Below are 17561 nucleotides of genomic sequence, written 5' to 3' on the forward strand. Positions count from 1 at the left end.
CAATGAAACTCTGTGGGTTTGCAGACCCGATTGCGATCGATCTCTCGACTATAGGGAGTTAGAGTTTCCCGCGATCAGTTCAACAGGAATGGCGCGGGGCTGGAGCCCGGCATAGTCGGGTGGCGTAAAGACGCGTATTGTTGCGCGATCACGACACATGAAGCCCATTGTACCGCTTCCGACGCGGCAAGAGCCGGAACAATCGGCAGCGACAAGGGTTTACGATCGTGATCAAAAATGCACCTTCACGCGCCGTTGCGCAGTGTTTCGGCAAAGCGTCGCGCACGCTGCTGCTGCCCGCCGCGCACAGGCGGAGCGCTCCAAATCACCGCACCCCTCGGCCACCGTTTCATCCACCAGCCGACGACCGGTTGCGCTGCATGCCATCGCAGCCTTTCGGGCGAAAGCGGGGAATGATGCGAAGGTGGGGGTGAAGATGGCCATGGCGGATGACACTGGCCTGACTTCAGCCGAAGCTGCGGCACGGCTGGCGTCCGATGGCCCCAATGAGCTCGCCCGCGCGGGGCGGCGCTCGGTCCTGCGGATTGCGCTGGGGGTGCTGCGCGAGCCGATGCTGCTGCTCCTGCTGCTGGGCGGTGGTGCCTATCTGTTGCTCGGAAGCCTGACCGAGGCGCTGATCCTGCTGGCCTTCGCCACTTTCTCCATCGCCGTCACCGTCGTTCAAGAGGCGCGGACAGAGCATGTGCTGGAGGCGTTGCGCGATCTCTCGGCCCCGCGCGCGCTGGTCATCCGGGGCGGCGCGCGCCTGCGCGTTGCCGGGCGCGAGGTGGTGTGCGGCGATCTGATCGTGCTCGAACAGGGTGACCGGATCGCTGCGGACGCGCGGCTGGTGGAAGCCCATGATCTGCAGGCCGACGAATCGTTGCTGACCGGCGAATCCCTGCCCGTCGACAAGGTTGCGGCGAAAGAGGGCTTCGACGACACGGCCCCTCGTCCGGGCGGGGAGGGTTTGCCGTTCCTCTATTCCGGCTCGCTCGTCACGCGCGGAAGCGGGATCGCGCGCGTTCTGGCAACGGGGCCGCGCAGCGAAATCGGGCGGATCGGCCAGTCGCTCGCGGGCCTTGAGACCGAAGCGCCGCGCCTGGCCCGAGAAACCACGCGGATCGTGACCTGGTGTGCGGTGGGTGGCGGCGCGGTGGCGCTGTCGGTCGTTCTGCTGTTCGGGCTGCTTCGCGGTGGATGGATCGAGGCGGTGCTCGCCGGGATCGCCATCGGCATGTCGATGCTGCCCGAGGAGTTTCCGGTGGTGCTCACCGTGTTCCTGGCGATGGGTGCATGGCGGATCGGCAAAGTCGGTGTGCTCACCCGCCGCGCTGCCGCGATCGAGACTCTGGGTTCGGCAACCGTACTGTGCACCGACAAGACCGGAACCCTGACCGAAAATCGCATGTCGGTGGCCGCGTTGTGGTTACCCTCGGGAGAGGCCTTTGCGCTGAAGGCGGGTGTCGCTGTCCCCGAAGGATTTCAGGCGCTGATCGAGACTGGAGCGCTGGCCAGCGCCGAAACCCCCAGCGATCCGATGGAGATTGCGCTCCTCGGCGCGCGCGGCACGGACGCGCCATTGAGCGAAACGCACGGCAATCTGGTGCAGGCCTACGCCTTGCGCCCGGACTTGCTGGCGATGTCGAATATCTGGGATGATGGACAGGAACTGCGGCTCTCCGCCAAGGGCGCGCCCGAAGCGATTGCCGGGCTGTGCCGCCTCTCCCAGGCCGATCATGCGGCGATGAAAGCGGCGGTCGAGGCCATGGCTGAGCGGGGCATCCGGGTACTGGCCGTTGCCACCGCCGCTCCACAAGATCGCAACTGGGCCAAAAGCCAGCAGGACTATCACTACACGCTGGCGGGGCTGACCGGACTGGCCGATCCCTTGCGCGCCAGTGTTCCAGCCGCCGTGGCCGAGTGCCGCAGTGCGGGAATCCGCGTGGTGATGATCACCGGCGACCACGCGGCGACAGCTCGCGCCATCGCAATCGAGGCCGGAATCGCTGATGGCGATGTCCTGACCGGCGATGACCTTGCCGCGCTCGATGACGCCGAACTGGCGCAGCGCCTCAAAACAGTCACCGTATTTGCCCGGATCATGCCCGAGCAGAAGCTGCGCATCGTGCAGGCGTTCAAGGCGTCGGGTGAGATCGTCGCCATGACCGGGGACGGGGTGAACGATGCCCCCTCGCTCAAGGCGGCGCATATCGGGGTGGCCATGGGCCAGCGCGGTACCGATGTGGCGCGCGAGGCTGCCGCGATCGTGCTGCTGGAGGATGATTTCGGTGCGATCGTGCAGGCGGTGCGGCTTGGGCGGCGGATCTATGACAATATCCGCAAGGCGATGGCCTTCATCTTCGCGGTGCACGTGCCGATTGCCGGCCTTGCGCTGATCCCGCTGCTGTTCGGCCTGCCGCTGCTGTTCGGCCCGATCCACATCGCGCTGCTCGAAATGGTGATCGATCCGGTCTGCGCGCTGGTGTTCGAGGCCGAGGAGGACGAGGCCGATATTATGGCGCGCCCGCCGCGCGCGCCAGACGAAGCGCTGTTTTCGCTGCGCATGATCGCGTGGAGCGTGTTTCAGGGCGGCGCGGCCCTTGCCATGCTGGCGGCCGTGCTGTTCGTGGAGACCGCAAACGCCATGCCCGAGACCGAACTGCGCGCGCTGATGTTCTTCGCGCTAATCGCTGCGGTTCTGGCGCTGACTTTCGTCAACCGCTCGTTCAGCGCCTCGCTGGGTCAGGCGCTGCTACGCCCAAACCCGGCTCTGCGCGTGGTTCTGCTGGCGATCGTGGCAATCACCGGTGCGATCCTGTTCATCCCGGCAGCGCAGACCCTGCTCAAATTCGGAACGATCGCGTGGGGCGACATGGCGCTGGCGGTCGGGCTGGGCGCGTTGTTGCTGGCCTTGCTTGAGGCGGGCAAATTCCTGCTAGGCCGTTTCCTTGCGCGCCGGGGGGATAGGACGCCGCTTTTCCGCGAGGGAGCTGCATGACCGGACCGCCGGACCCGCACAGCGCAATGGAGCGCGGCTTTCTCCTGATCCTGCTGGTTTGCGCGACGCTTGCCTTTGCCTGGCTGGCGGGCCCCTTCTCAGGTGCGATCCTGTGGGGCGTGATCGCCGCGATTCTCTTTGCCCCACTCAACGCCGCGCTGCTGCGCCGTGCGCCGTGCCGCCCCAATCTGGCAGCGGCGATCACGCTTCTGGCCATCACCGCGGTCGCGGTCGTTCCCGCCATGCTGCTGGGTGCAGCGCTGCTGAGTCAGGCCGCAGCGACCTATGGCAGTCTGCAATCGGGCGAGATCAGCTTCGCGCGCAGTTTTGCAGCGGCGGAACAGCATCTGCCGCAAGCTTTGCACGGCTGGCTTGAACGCCTCGGCCTTGGCGATTTCATCATGGTGCGCGACCGGATCGGCCGGGTGATCGCAAGCAGCCTCCAGCCGCTGGCAGGCCGGGCGCTCGACATCGGGCAATGGGCGTTCGCGTTCTTCCTGTCGCTTGGGGTGATGCTGTACCTCACCTTCTTCCTGCTGCGCGACGGTGCGCGGATCATCGACCGGATCGAAAGCTGCCTGCCGCTAGCGCCCGATCAGCGCCGCCTGCTGACCGCACGGTTCGTCGAGGTCGTCCGCGCCACCATCAAGGGCAGCCTGATCGTCGCGGTATTGCAAGGCATGACCGGCGGCCTTGCCTTCTGGATGCTGGGGATCGGTGGCGCGCTGCTGTGGGGCGTGGCCATGGGGGTGTTCTCACTGTTTCCCGCCATCGGCACCGCGTTCATCTGGGTTCCGGTTGCCGCGTGGTTGCTGTTCACGGGCGAAGTGTGGCGCGGCGGTGCCTTGTTCCTCGTCGGCTTCTTCATCGTCAGCAGTGTCGACAATGTGGTCCGTCCGATTCTCGTCGGGCGCGATGCACGGATGCCGGATTACATCGTCCTGATCGCGACATTGGGGGGGTTCGAATTGATGGGCTTCAATGGTTTCGTGATCGGACCGGTGATCGCCGCGCTGTTCTTGGCTGTCTGGGACATCTTCCGCAACGCCCGGCCAACAGGCTCGGGATGAGCACACCCGGCCCCGGAAACCGCAGGCCGAGGTGCTCAAGACCTTTACCACAGGGGCAAGCCAAACCAGCCTCAGACAATGCCGGCGCTCTCGCCGGGGCGATGTGGAGACCCACCAAGCGGCAGGAGCTTCCCCCATGGCTGCACGCAGCGACATAGGGGACAACAGGACCGCGGCTGCGCGCTTTTCGCCGCCCGAGACGATCACACGAGATGCGCGCGGAAGAAGCTCTCCAGCTTGTCGAAGGGGATGGCTTGCACGTTGTCGTAAAGATCGACGTGGCTGGCGCCGGGAATGATCATCAGCTCCTTGGGCTCTGCTGCCGCGGCAAAGGCGGTTTCACTGAAGTAGCGTGAGTGCGCCTTTTCGCCATGGACGAACAGCACCGGGCGCGGGGCGATCTCCTTGATGTAGGTCAGGATCGGCATGTTCATGAACGAGAGCGGCGTGGTCAGCGCCCAGGCGTTGCCGGAGTTCACGGCGCGCGGGTGGTAGCCGCGCGGCGTCATGTAATAAGCATGATAGTCGAGCGCGAACTGCGGTTCCCCACCCTTCAGCTGGTTGTACTTCGGCCCATAGGCCGGGGCGCCCCGGGCGGCGTCGTCCCAGCGCTGGCGGCTGAGTTGCTCCAGCGTCTGGCTGCGCTGTTCGGGTGTCACGCTGTCGAAGTAGCCCTTCGCCATCAGGCGGGTCATGTCATACATCGTGCTGGCGACCACGGCCTTCACCCGCTTGTCCACCGCCACGGCATTGAGCGCCAAGCCGCCCCAGCCACAGATGCCGATCACGCCGATCCGTTCGCGATCGACCAGATGGTGAAGGCCCAGAAAATCGACCGCCGCGCTGAAATCCTCGGTGTTGATGTCGGGTGAGGCGAGATTGCGCGGATGCCCGCCGCTTTCCCCGGTGAACGATGGGTCAAACGCCAGCGCGACAAAGGCGCGCTCGGCCATGGTCTGGGCGTAAAGTCCGGAGGACTGCTCCTTCACCGCGCCAAAGGGCCCGCCGACGGCCAGCGCGGCGAGACGCTGGCCGCCATGGTCCTTCGGGCTATACAAGTCGCCGGTCAGCGTGATGCCATAGCGGTTCTGGAAGGTGACCTTCTGGTGCGCCACTTTGCTGCTTTGCGGGAAAACCTTGTCCCAAGTGCTCGAGTCCGGTGTGCTCGACATGTCGATCGCCTTTGCGGAAAGAGGGAGGATGGAGGCGCTTGCTGCAAGACCGACCGCGCCTGCCCCCGCCAGCCTGAAGAGCGCGCGACGATCCCAACCTCGGGTATCGGTTTGCGGCGGATGCGGATATTTTTCAGGCATGGGGGGCGCCTTCGGATTGTTGAGCGGGTTGTGGGGCGGACGGCGGCAGCTTTCGCGCGGCAGGCGCGGGCCGATGGCCGATGGCCGATGGCCGATGCAGGCCTTCGCCTTAGCGCATGGGGCAATGCCGCCGGTCATGAAGTTTGTCGCACGAGGCGATGAATGAAAATCATCGCGGCGGTAGGGCGAGCGGGCCTATCACGTGGCAGGACTCGCATTGCCTCGAGTCAGGAGAACGCCCTTGATCCTCAAGCACGCCGGATCGACCCCCTCGCAGATTGGCCCGGCCGAATGGTTCACCGGTGCGGTGCGGATCGACATGCTCAACGCCGCGCCCGAACCGGCGCGCCATTCCTGCGCGGCGGTCACGTTCGAACCGGGCGCGCGCACCGCGTGGCATACCCACCCGCTGGGCCAGACGCTGATCGTGACGGCGGGTTGCGGCTGGACGCAGTGTGAGGGGGAACGGGTGCACATCATCCGCGCAGGCGACGTGATCTGGTGCCCGCCCGGCCACAAGCACTGGCATGGCGCCACCAGCACCACGGGCATGACCCATATCGCCGTGCAGGAGGCGCTGGATGGCACCCCGGTGCATTGGCTGGAACAGGTGAGCGAAGAGGATTACCTCGAGGGCTTGGACGCAGTATAGGCCACATATGGCTTTTGCGCGCACCGATCTGGCCGACCTTGGCGTGTTCCTTACCATCGCCCGCCACCGCAACTTTCGGCAGGCAGGGGTGGAGCTTGGGGTCAGTGCCTCGGCGCTCAGCCATGCGCTCAAAGGGTTGGAGGAGCGGCTTGGCGTCAAGCTGCTCAACCGCACCAACCGTTCGGTCACGCTGACGGCGGCGGGTGAGGATCTGTTCGGTCAGATCAGCCAGCCCTTTGCCGATCTGCTGGCGGCAGAAAGCGTGCTCAACCATCATCGCGTTCAGCCGCGTGGGCGCATCCGGTTAAATGTGCCCGAAGTTGCCGCAGACATGCTGCTGGCGCCGGTATTGCCCGCGTTCATTCAGCGTTGGCCCGAGATCGCGCTGGACATCTGCGTCGAGGACCGGCTGCTCGACGTGTTCGATGGCGGGTACGATGCAGGCATCCGTTTTGGCGGCACCGTGCCCGATGACATGATCGCGCAGCGGCTGTCGGCCGAAATTCCGTGGGCGGTGGCGGCATCGCCCGCCTATCTGGCGCAGGCCGGTGTGCCCATGCACCCCGCCGATCTGGCGGCGCACCGTTGCCTGCAAATCCGGCTGGGGGATGACCGCATCTACCGCTGGGAATTCGACCGGGGCGATGAGCATCTGGCGCTGGCGGTGCCGGGGGCGATCACGCACAACTCGGCCACACTGGCGCGTCGGCTGGCACTGCAGGGGGTGGGTCTGGTCTATGCCCCGCTGGCCAGCCTTGGCGCTGAACTGGGCAGCGGCACATTGCAGCGCGTGCTGGAGGACTGGGTATCGCCGGGGCCTGCGCTGCACATATACTACCCCGGACGGCGCAACCTGCCGGTGGGGCTGCGCCTGCTCGTCGATCTGATCCGCGAGATGCAACCGCTGGGGTTCTGATCCCCGGCCCACGATGAATTTTCTTCAACGCCCCATGGAGCACGCGCCGTCTCACGCCAAGGGCGCCTGTCGGCGTATGGCCTGCCTTGCGCGCCGACCGACGGGCACCATTGGTGAAAACGCCATGAAAATCGCAGTTCTGTATCACAGCGGCTATGGCCATACCGCCAAGCTGGCGCAGTTTGTCGCGCAAGGCGCAGAAGCCGTCGATGGCGCCAAGGCCGAACTCTTCGCGCTGGGTGACGAGGCGCTGGACTGGGATGCGCTGGCCGCAGCCGACGCCATCATTTTTGGCTCGCCCACCTATAACGGCTCCATTTCCGCCCGTTTTAAGGCGATGATGGAAGAGAGCACGCGCAACGCCTGGATCCCGAAGCGGTGGGTCAACAAGATCGCCGCAGGCTTTACCAATTCGGGCGCGATGCATGGCGACAAGCTCAACTCGCTGACCACGATGGCCCTGTTCGCAGCGCAGCAGGGGATGATCTGGGTCGGGCTCGACGTGTTTCCGGGCAAGACCGACGAAGAACTCAACCGCATCGGCGGCTGGCTGGGCGCGATGGCGCAATCCGACGATGCGCCCGCCGATATCACCCCGATCCAGAGCGATCTCGACACCGCTGCCTATCTCGGCACGCGGGTAGCGCAGATCACGGCGCAATTCCTGCGCGGACAACAGTAACCGAGCTTGCGCTGGCAGGTATCGGTCATGCCGACAACGGCGCCATGCCCTGCATCGCATTGCCCCATCCAGCAGATCAACGAAGCCGGGGCGACTTGGCTTCGCTGCGCCAAGAGGAGACCTGAGCCATGGCTGATGACACCGCCCCCCTGTTCGCCGTGATCGACAAAGTGGCGCCCGTGCTGGTGCCCTATACCCAAGATCGCATCATCGATGAGCTGTGGCACCGCCCCGGCCTTGCCCCGCGTGATCGGGCGATCGTCACTGTCAGCGCGCTGGTCAGCCGCAACGCTACGGTGGCCTATCCCCATTATCTGAACAAGGCGCTCGACAGCGGACTGACGCCTGCCGAGCTGTCCGAACTCATCACCCATCTGGCCTTTTATGCAGGTTGGCCCTTTGTTTTTGGCGCCGTGGGTGTGCTGGCGGGCATCTATGCCGAACGCGGGATCGGTGCGGATCAACTGCCCGCGATCAACCCGGATCTGCTGGCGATGGATGCCGCCCTGCCCGATGAGGACGCGCGACAGGTCTTTATCGCCGACGCCGTGGCGCCGGTGTCGCCCTCGCTTCAGCACTTTACCGACGACTTGCTCTACCATGAGGTGTGGCGGCGGCCGGATCTGGCGCAGCGTGACCGTTGCCTCGCCACGGTGGTGGCGCTGGCCGCTCAAGGCCAGGCCGGCTTTCTGCCGTTCTACCTCAATCGGGCCGTTCTGCAGGGCGTGACCAGGCAAGAATTCGGCGAGGCGCTCGCCCACGTCGCGTTTTATGCCGGGTGGGGCAACGCCATTGCGGCCGCAAGCGCGGCAAAGGCATTCTACGAAGGATTAAGCTGAAGCCAGAGCTTGGCTTGTCGCAGCAGATGCCGTCATGCGGCCAGGATGACACCCGCCGGAGCGGTCTGGCAGGCCGCCTTGAGCGAGCCGCAAAACGATCGGTTCGGCACACACCGCGATCCCGATTGGCCGGATAGCGCGCTAAATCGGGTGCCGGTTTCGTCCGGTGCGGGTTGGGCGCTTGGCCCCGGCAAAGGCATGCCGGGACCAATCCGCGCGGCGGTGCGAGCGCGCGCTCAGAACACAGCGCGCAGGCCGCCCGATGCGCTGATGCGCGTTGCGCCGTCGCTCGCTTCGCCCAGCCCCTGCGCAAACAGGCTCATGCCCGGCCGCAACCGATAGCCGATGCCGATCTTGGCGATGCCGGCGACACGCTCGCGCCGGGCACCGCGCGTCACCAGAGCATCACCAAGATCGGCGAATTCGGCGCGGGCCAGCGCACTGCGACCATGCACCTGATAGCGCACGCTCAAATCAAGCGATCGCGACCAGCGAGACACGTCCGGCCCTTCAAAGCGCAGACCGCCATCGATGAAGCCGGCGGTGCGGTGTCCCGCCCGCACATCAAGCGCGAACACGCTGTCGGCAAGTTCTTGGACGGCGTCACGGTGCGTCCGCACCCACATCGTGCCGGCATGGGGCGTGAGCTGCCAGCCCCTACCCAATGCGCGTGTCGTCTGAAGTTGCAGGTCGATGCCCCAACTGTGCAGTCCGTACCGGCCCGTGCTCTGCACCGCGCCGGGCAGCGAACGGTTGGTGGTGGCATCGCTGTGGTCATGGAACACCGTGACTGCAAGTCGCGACCGGCCTGCGACAAGCCCGAGGTTGACGCCACCGAACATTCCGTCGGCCCGGTTGGTCGCATCCAGCGACGAAATGCGCTGCTGCTGGTTCAAATAGCCGACAAACCCGGCGATCGAAACGCCGTGCCAGGCATAGCCGAGCCCGCCAAGAAGACCGGCGCCGTTGATCTGGGTCGCGCCCACGCCGCGCATGACACTGCCGTCAAGCCTGCGCCAGTTGGCCAGTCCTTGGCCAAAGGCAAAGCCGTGGCCGGGGGTCAGTTCGGCGCTGCCTTGTGCGCGCAAGGCGTCTGACAACATCAAGCCGTTTTCCACGCCAATCTGCAACGCGCTGGCATAAGGTTCAGGGCTGATCCGCCGCAATGCGCCAGCCGACGAGGCGCCTTGTCCATCGACCAGCAGCGGCATGGCCGCCAGCAGTGCTGGCGAAGCGGTTTCCTTGGCGATTGCCGTGTTGAGATAACCCACGATCCCCGCCATCGACGGCGATGCACCGGCAACAGGCGCAAACTGCACCAGCAGATCGACCCCGCTGCCGCGCGTCTTGGCAACCCCGGTCAATCCGATGACCTGGTCGAAGCCGCCGGTCACACCCCCGCTGGCCGATATCAGCGACAGCTTGGTGCCGGGGATCAGCGGGCGGCTGGCGGCGATCGCCAGCGTGCTGCCGGGCTGGATCGCCAGCTTGCCGTTGACCACCAAGCTGTCCGAAACGGTGGGCGCCAGTTCGAACAGGCTGGTCGAACCGCTGGCGAGGGTGACGTCGCCGTACACTGTCATTGTACCGGGCGATGCGCCGGGGCTCAGCGTCCCCTTGACGGTCAATGCGCCGTTGACGACCCCTGCCGAACCGAAGGTGGCACCCGCACCGACGCTGATCGTGCCCGAGGTTATGGTCGATCCGGCAAGGCCGATCAGGCGGCCACCGCCAAGTGTCATCGTGTCGAAGGTACTGGTCCCGGCCAGCGTCGCCAGCCCGCTTGTCTGGTCGTACTGGCCGATACCGCGCACGGTGCCCAGCGCAACCGGCGCCGCAGCGGTGCCACCGGTCACGTGCAGCGTGCTGGCTCCGTCATATACCCTGATATCGCCCGCAAATGCGCCGGCCAGGGTGATAGTGCTGGTCTGCGCGGAAATGCCGATCGAACCGGTCATGTGGCCACTGCTGGCCAGCGAGACATTCTTGCCCCCAAGGAAGACATCGCCGGTGATCGCGCCGGTATTGTTGAACGAAACGGTGCTGTCGCCAGAGGCATAGACCTCAAGCGCCATGCCATCGGCGTACCCCGTGATCGTGCCGCTGTTGGCGAACTGCGCGGTTGTTTGAGCGATCGGACCTGACCCCCAAGACGGCGTCAACCAAGCCTGCACGCCGCCCGCGATGCTGCCGGAGTTGCTGAAGCTGATCGTGGTTGGCGCGTAGCTGTTGATCCGGACCGCGGGCTCGGTCCCATCGTTGGCGATCGTGCCGATGTTGCTCAGGCTTTGCGGCCCCGATCCGAATGTGGTCAACGCGGCCCCTTGGAGCGTCTTGCTGCCGATGGTGCCCGTATTGGCCAGAGACGCCGCATTCAAACCGAGCCAACCGATCAGGCCTGCGTTGGTGAACGACGCCAATTGCGGTTGCGAGGCGTAGTTGTTGAAACTGTACGACGAATTCACCCCACCTGTCGTGTTCACCTTGTTCACGATCGCGCCGCCGCCGAGGACATAAATATCGCTCGAGAGGGTCTTGGCCGCCTGCAAGGTCACCACCGTGTCGGCGCCCAGCGCCTCGGTCGCCTCGGACGTGAAGCCGGTCGGCAAGCTTTCACCAAGCTCGACCGTGGCCGTGCTGCTGCGGCGGTGGACGACCTGATTGACAATGCCGTCGGCAATGATCTGCCCGGTCACGCCAAGCGGCTTGCCGGTTTCGACGAGCCAATTGTAGCCCTTGCCGAACAACAGGTCGCCGTTGATCGTCCCGCCATCGGCCACGTAAATGGCTGCGCCATAGCTGCGCCCATACGGGGAATAGCCCAGATCGACGGAGCCGTTGATCGTCCCGGCATTGTTGAGCGTACCGCCCTGCAAGCTGATCGCCGTGCCAACGCCGCTGATCACGCCCGACGCCAGATTGCTGACGGTCGGGGTACCATAACCATAAAGCGTTGATGTGATCGCCGGTCCATTGGAGCCTGACAAAGTGCCGCTGTTCACCACGCTTGCGTTGCCCAGCAACGCAATCGCCGCGATATCGCTGTTGATCGAGCCCGAGTTGGTCACCGTCTGGCGTATGAGGAACGATCCTGCGACAATGCCATAGGCGCCCTTGCCGACAATCTGGCCGGTATTGGTGATCGAAGCACCGCCGCTGACGACCGTCGATGGCGAGTAGTAATTGCTGCCGAAATCAAGGCTGATCGTGCCGTTGTTGGTCAGCGTGTCATTCTCACCCAGCGACAGCCCGTTGAAATAGGCCTCACCGCCATCCGATCGAGCAGCGCTGAGGGTGCCGTTGTTAACGATCGCAAGGGTTCCAACTGCCGAACTGTAACCTCCAACGCTGACCAGCCCCCGAACGCTTAATGGGGCATCGTCGGTCGTGTCGATGGTGCCGCTGATCGTGATCGCGCCGCTGCCGGCCAAAGTCACGGTGGACCCGATGTGGCCGCTACCCGACAGGGCAAGGCTGGCACCATCCTGCAGTTCGAAACCGAGCGCGGAAAAGCCGCTTGGCGCAATGGTGGTGGTGCTGGCGTTGCCCGCAACACTGTAGATCAGCGCGGAATTGTTGGCGAACACGGAGCCGTTTATGCCGGCAAAGCCGGTGCCAGAACCCAGTTTGGTGATCAACCGGTCGCCCGCGCCAAGTGTCAGGTTGCCGTTGAGCGTGCCGCCATCCTCGGCAATAAAGGTTGAACCACCGCCGTAGTAGTAAGAGGTGGTGGCAATGTTCACATCGCCATTGATCGTTCCGGCATTCTTCACCGTCCCAGCGCCGAATCCGGAATTGGTCGTGATGGCATTGATACCGCCCGAAACGATGCCGCCTGCGCGATTGTCGAGCGTGCCGTGGAGTTCCACTCCGGATACGCCGCCCGTGATCGTGCCGGTATTCTCAAGCAAACCGCCAACGACCGCTCCGATGGTACCACCCTCGATCGTGCCGCTGTTGCTGCTCGAAAAGCAGGAGCACGAAATGCCGAGATTGAGCGCGGTGCCATCGGCCGAACGGATCGTACCGCTGTTGGTGAACCCGGAATTGCCCAGGAAAACCGATACGGCCGTGCCAGTGCCGCTCGCCTCGATCGTGCCGTTGTTGATGAAGCCAAAACCGGCGGACGAGACCACGCTATCGCTGCCGGTGCGGATCGTGCCGTCGTTTGTGAATTGGGAATAGCCGCCCAAGACCAGCTTCACGCCATCAAGCGTCGTCTTGTTGATCAGGGTGCCACTGCTGGTGATGGTCGCAACGCCGCCGAATCCGGCCCCCAGCGTGACCTTTCCGTCACCTTTCAGGTACAAAGTCTGGAAATTGGTGGGCAGAGCCAACGGGCGGTCAAGTGTTACGTCGACCGGAGTGTTCAGTTGCAGCGTATTGGTGCCGCCGCCGCCGTTGATCGAGCCGTTGATCCCGGTGACGATGGCGCCATCGACATAGTTGGCAAAAAGGAGGTCATTGCTGCTCCCGAAACTGACATTGCCGTTGATAGTGCCCTGCGTCGAATCGATCGAACTTGCTTCGTTGTAGGCGCTACCTCCGATGACGATATCGCCGGTGATGGTGCCCTTGTTGGTGAGGTACAGCGCCGTGTTCGCGTTGATTGCACCAGTACCGGCAATCGTGCCGCCTGCTTCGTTGGTGATACCGAAATACGATCCAGAGATTGCCACGCCCCCGCCGCTGTTGGAGATCGTGCCTCGGTTGGTCATGGACAGGTTTAAGTTGCCCGTGCGGATGGTGCCATCCGCCGAGGCCGAGGTGATCGTTCCGCCGTTGTCGATGGTGACGCCATTGAAGCTGTCGGTCGAAGCCACGATCGCGCCGAGCGTGCCGCCGTCGATGATCCCCTCGTTGGTCAGGCCGTCGATCCTGCCCTGAATCGCCCCGATCGTGCCAGTGGCCCGGTTGGTGATCTGCGAGAAATAGGACTTGCTGTCGGCGATCAGGGCTGGTCCCGTGGTGCCGCTGATGGACCCGGCATTGTCGATGCGGGCGATGGCCGGACCGTAATAGTTGCCGGACGTCTGGCTCAGGCTGATCGCTTGCGCACCAGCAATGCGGCCGGTTGCACTTACCTTGATATCCGCCGTCGTCCCGCTGAAATCGTAGTAATATGGCCCCAACGAGCCAGCCGATACCGCAATTGCGGCAGTGGTGTCGGCCAGGATCGCGCCATCGACCGTCAGCGTGGCCGTGCGCCCATAAATGCCTTGCGGCACCGGGATCGACACAATCACGCTTGGCGCAGCGCTGCTCGACAGGGTCGCGTCGCCCACCACCGACAGGGTTGCGCCATTGTCCAGAAGCGATTGCTGGCCGGTAGTCGCGTCGGTGCAGGTCGTGGCCGGTGCCGCGCCGGACACGTCCGTTACGCAGTCGGCATAAGCGTGCGGCGCCAGACCAAAAGCGATTGCCGCCATACAAACGCGCATCGCGGTGCCGGTCTTGAACCGGACCGCACCCAGATTGTTCGCAACTATCACAAGGCCCCCTGTATATCGCACTCCTTCAACAACGGGGCTTGCCGATTGTCTATAGCGGGGCCGGAGTGAAAGTCATTTTGGATCAGATTTTTAAGGCGCGCGGCTAGCGGCATGACAAAGGTCAGTACGGCGGATTGCGTGCGCGCCGTTTGTCTTGACCGAATGGCTTGCCGATCCGCAGCCTGTCGAAGCAGAGACGCTGCCAGATACGGCAATACCATCGCGGTATTGCAGCGTCGGGATAGGCAATCGCACCCGGCACGACGATTTCGACGATCGTGCCTGACGGCGTCCGCCGCCCCAGCGTGAACCGCGCGCCGATGGTCGAGGACCGCTCGCGCATGCCGACCAGCCCGAAGTGCCCATCGCGCCTTCCCATTGCAAGGACGTGCTCAGCAATGCCGACGCCATCGTCCTCGATCAGCAGGTGCAGGTGGGTCGCAGCATAGACCACGGTCACATCGATAAGCGTGCCTTGCGCATGCCTCACCGCGTTGCGGATGGCTTCCGCGCCGATTTTCGCCAGTTCTTCGGCGATCTCGGGATTGACCGCACGGGCCTCCCCCCGCGTCAGGATACGAACGCTGAAGCCGTCGCTTTGGGCAATGTGGAGGGCAATCGCGTGAAGCATCTTGACGAGGTCTTCGCCGAGTTCGATCGATCGCAGATCCTGCACACGGTTGCGGCCCTCGATCAGCGCATCGTCACCGCGTTTCATCGCGCTTTCCAGCTTTTCACGCGCGGGCTGATCGTCCGGTATCGTGTCGGCAACCGACTGGAACAGCAGCATCAGGCCCTGGAATCCCTGAAGCAACGTGTCGTGCAATTCGCGCGCGATCCGTTCGCGCTCGGACAGCCGCGCTTCGTGCTGCGTACGCAGGCGCGCCGATAGCTGGGCCAGCCGCAACGAATAGGCCAGCCACAGCAAGAGCCCCACTGCCAGCGCACACAGGGCCATGAACAAACGCGATTGAACGAATGTCGGTGCGATCACGAAGGTGAAGGTTGCACCTCTGGTGTTCCAGACGCCGTCGCTGTTGGCCGCGATCACGTGGAAACTGTAAGTTCCCGGACCAAGCCGGGTGTAGAATGCCTGCCTGCGGTTGCCGGCATCGACCCAGTCGGGATCGATGCCTTCCAGCTTGTAACGGAAACGGACCCGTTCCGGGATCGACAGGCTGAGCGCGGTGAACTCGATCTCGATGTTCGACGTACCAGCAGCCAGCCTCAGATCGGGCCGCGCCGGATACCTGCGCTCGTCGGCGGTGAGTGAATCGATGACCACATTGGGCGCCAAGGGATTGTGGAACAGGTTGTTGGGATCGATCCAGACCAGCCCGTTGCCCGTGGTGAACCAGACCCGGCCGGTCGCATCGGCTGCCACGCTGCTGCCATAGACCGCACCGTATGGGGCCCCCGGCAAGCCGTCGCGCGAATCCATCAGTTCGAATTGCAGACGTTTCGGGTCGGAATGCGCAAGCGCGTTTTCGAACGAGCTGGTGCGCGCCCGCAAGATGCCTGCCTGCGTGAAGATCCACGTGCTGCCATCGGCGGTATTGGCGATACCCGTCACGCCAGACAGGGCCGGAACGTTGGCCGCACGCAGTGCGTGAAATGCGCCGCCCTTGAAGCTGCCGACGCCGTTCTCGCCCCCGATCACCACGCCGCTTCCCTGCGGCTGGATGAAGGTCACGTCGCCGATGTTCAAGCCGTTGTGCGAGAAGTCGTCGGTCTTGCCGTCTTTCACCCGAAAAAGGCCGCCGCCGGAATAGCGGATCCACATGCTGCCGTCCGGGTCGGGGATCAGCACGCCGGTTGCCCCGACCTTGGATTCAAGCGGGAACCGCCGCCATGCGTTCTGCGACCGGCTGAAAACGCCATGCACGAACGTGGAGATCCACAGCGTGCCCCTGGCATCGTAGGCGGCCGAATAGACGGCTTTTCCCTCGACTTCATCGGGCAGGGCCACTGGCGCGGCCAGTTTGCGGCCGAGCAGTTGCTGGATGCCGTCCTGCGTGATCAGCCAGACCGAGCCGTCGCGGTTGCCGGTGAACATGCCGCGCAAGCGCCCGACGTTTGCCACATAGCGCTCGGGGTCTTGTCCGGGCCTGATCCGGTACAGCGCTTGCGTGCCATCGACCGCGCGACTGGCCGTGCCGGACCAGCCGGTATAGGCGAATATCTGCTTCCCGGCAGCGCCGACGAAACGGGCGCGAAAGCCCGCCGGGACAAGCGTTTCGGTCACGATATTGGCCGGGCGGAAGCGATCCAGCCCAAGGCTGGTGCCTATCCAGATGTTTCCTTCCCGATCTTCGAACAGCGTATGGACGAGGTCGGAGGACAAGCCGTTGGTGGCGACCGAGGGGCCATGGCTGTCGGCGCCCTGATCCAGCATGGTCGCACCAAGGACGGTGCGCACCCGCCTGAGGCCTCCCCCGCCGACACTGCTGCACCACAATGTGCCATCCCGATCGAGCAGGATCGGCCCCTCGATCGCCTTTGGCAGCACCAGACCGGGATTGGCGGAGGGCGGACCGGTCGTCCGAACCCGCGCAAGGTCGGGCATCGGGTAAAGGTGGGCCGCGCGCGTGTCCGTCGTCCACAATCGACCATCGGGCGTGGTGGTGAAGCCCTCGGGCCCACCCACGTAGCCCGCTGCACGTTCGAACCGCTGCTGGCCGGGCTTGAGGTAGAACATGCCACCAAGGTTCTTGGACCAGACGACACCGTCCCGCGCCACCCCGAACGACCAGACACCCCCGCTGCCTTCGCTGAACGAAAAGCCGAAGCTGCCCTGAACGATGACCCACTGCTTGCCGTCAAATCGCAGGATGTTGTCAGGCGTCGATGCCCAGACCGTCTTGTCCGGACCGACCGCGAAAGCGTGGACGCTGGTCGAATTGCGTGAATTGATCCGATAGTTCGTCACTTCCCCGTCGTGCAGATAGGAAATTACCCCGACAGGACGCTCATAACCGATCCACAGCCCCCCCGATGCCGTGGCGGCTAGCGCATGGATACTGGGACTGGGCAGCTTTTCGGCGGCGATCCGTTCGACACGCACCCCGTCGAAGCGATAGAGGCCGTTGACCGAACCCAGCCACAGATAGCCATCGGGGGTCTGCGTGATCGCCCAGATATTGGCGGGCATGCCATCGGCGATGGTCCATGACGTATGGTGGAACTGCGCGATGCTGCGGGTCGGATCGAGCGACAGCGCAGGCGGCGCAAGTAGCAGGCCGAAAAGGCAGACAACAACGAGCATCGCACGCCGAACGCGCGAGGGTTCGCGCCGACTCGCGACGCTGTTCAGGTCAGCGGGCAGGCGGATCGGCGAACGCTTCATCTGTCGCAAGAATGCCTTCCAACGTCCGGAAACACCAGGCGGCGCGGATGCGGGCCCCACACCCGTGGTTGAGCCTTAATCGCGATCAGGCGTGGCGTCGTGGGGAAATTCCACTACAAGCCGCAAGGCGGCGCAGATCGGGGTGTGCGGGGTCTGGGGTGGCAAGCAAGAGTGGACCTTCGTTGAGCCTGCGCACGCGCGCCTTGCGCAGCCTCGGCCTTCGCCGGGCAGCCCTCACCCTTGGGCTCGC

9 protein-coding genes are annotated in these 17561 nt (G+C 64.4%); 6 read left to right on the forward strand and 3 right to left on the reverse strand.

The features are described 5' to 3' along the window. Positions 1-442 precede the first annotated feature (442 nt). Complete coding sequence (locus tag LDN95_RS02015) at positions 443-3001, forward strand: cation-translocating P-type ATPase (protein ID WP_370631644.1); 2559 nt, start codon at positions 443-445, stop codon at positions 2999-3001. Next, complete coding sequence (locus LDN95_RS02020; RefSeq protein WP_226015961.1) at positions 2998-4071, forward strand: AI-2E family transporter; 1074 nt, start codon at positions 2998-3000, stop codon at positions 4069-4071. The genes LDN95_RS02015 and LDN95_RS02020 overlap by 4 nt, the downstream gene beginning before the upstream one ends. A gap of 203 nt (positions 4072-4274) precedes the next feature. Here LDN95_RS02020 and LDN95_RS02025 read toward each other — a convergent pair whose 3' ends face one another. Next, positions 4275-5243, reverse strand: a complete 969-nt coding sequence (locus LDN95_RS02025; protein ID WP_226015962.1) for an alpha/beta hydrolase — start codon at positions 5241-5243, stop codon at positions 4275-4277. Positions 5244-5625: 382 nt separating this feature from the next. Between LDN95_RS02025 and LDN95_RS02030 the strand changes: the two genes are divergently transcribed. From LDN95_RS02030 to LDN95_RS02045, 4 genes are all read left to right on the forward strand, one after another. Beyond that, positions 5626-6036, forward strand: a complete 411-nt coding sequence (locus tag LDN95_RS02030; RefSeq protein ID WP_226015963.1) for a cupin domain-containing protein — start codon at positions 5626-5628, stop codon at positions 6034-6036. A 7-nt stretch (positions 6037-6043) separates the two neighbouring features. Then, positions 6044-6952 (forward strand): LysR family transcriptional regulator, encoded by a 909-nt coding sequence (locus LDN95_RS02035; protein ID WP_226015964.1) that lies wholly within the window; start codon positions 6044-6046, stop codon positions 6950-6952. 124 nt (positions 6953-7076) lie between these two features. Beyond that, positions 7077-7634 (forward strand): flavodoxin family protein, encoded by a 558-nt coding sequence (locus tag LDN95_RS02040; protein WP_226015965.1) that lies wholly within the window; start codon positions 7077-7079, stop codon positions 7632-7634. Between the two features lie 128 nt (positions 7635-7762). Next, entirely contained in the window at positions 7763-8473 is a 711-nt protein-coding gene (locus LDN95_RS02045) for a carboxymuconolactone decarboxylase family protein (protein ID WP_226015966.1), read from the forward strand. 236 nt (positions 8474-8709) lie between these two features. On the opposite strand, the gene LDN95_RS02050 is transcribed toward LDN95_RS02045, so the two are convergent. Both LDN95_RS02050 and LDN95_RS02055 read right to left on the reverse strand, forming a co-directional pair. After that, complete coding sequence (locus LDN95_RS02050; RefSeq protein ID WP_226015967.1) at positions 8710-13965, reverse strand: autotransporter outer membrane beta-barrel domain-containing protein; 5256 nt, start codon at positions 13963-13965, stop codon at positions 8710-8712. A 121-nt stretch (positions 13966-14086) separates the two neighbouring features. Next, positions 14087-17311: a two-component regulator propeller domain-containing protein gene (locus tag LDN95_RS02055; RefSeq protein ID WP_226015968.1), complete on the reverse strand. Its 3225-nt coding sequence runs from the start codon at positions 17309-17311 to the stop codon at positions 14087-14089. Positions 17312-17561 lie beyond the last annotated feature (250 nt).

This window comes from Novosphingobium sp. FKTRR1 (assembly GCF_020404405.1).
Taxonomy (GTDB): Bacteria; Pseudomonadota; Alphaproteobacteria; order Sphingomonadales; family Sphingomonadaceae; genus Novosphingobium.

Coding starts and splice junctions, on each gene's coding strand:
- LDN95_RS02015 (WP_370631644.1), top strand. CDS start 443: ATGGCGGATGACACTGGCCTGACTTCAGCCGAAGCTGCGGCACGGCTG.
- LDN95_RS02020 (WP_226015961.1), top strand. CDS start 2,998: ATGACCGGACCGCCGGACCCGCACAGCGCAATGGAGCGCGGCTTTCTC.
- LDN95_RS02025 (WP_226015962.1), bottom strand. CDS start 5,243: ATGTCGAGCACACCGGACTCGAGCACTTGGGACAAGGTTTTCCCGCAA.
- LDN95_RS02035 (WP_226015964.1), top strand. CDS start 6,044: ATGGCTTTTGCGCGCACCGATCTGGCCGACCTTGGCGTGTTCCTTACC.
- LDN95_RS02040 (WP_226015965.1), top strand. CDS start 7,077: ATGAAAATCGCAGTTCTGTATCACAGCGGCTATGGCCATACCGCCAAG.
- LDN95_RS02045 (WP_226015966.1), top strand. CDS start 7,763: ATGGCTGATGACACCGCCCCCCTGTTCGCCGTGATCGACAAAGTGGCG.
- LDN95_RS02055 (WP_226015968.1), bottom strand. CDS start 17,311: ATGAAGCGTTCGCCGATCCGCCTGCCCGCTGACCTGAACAGCGTCGCG.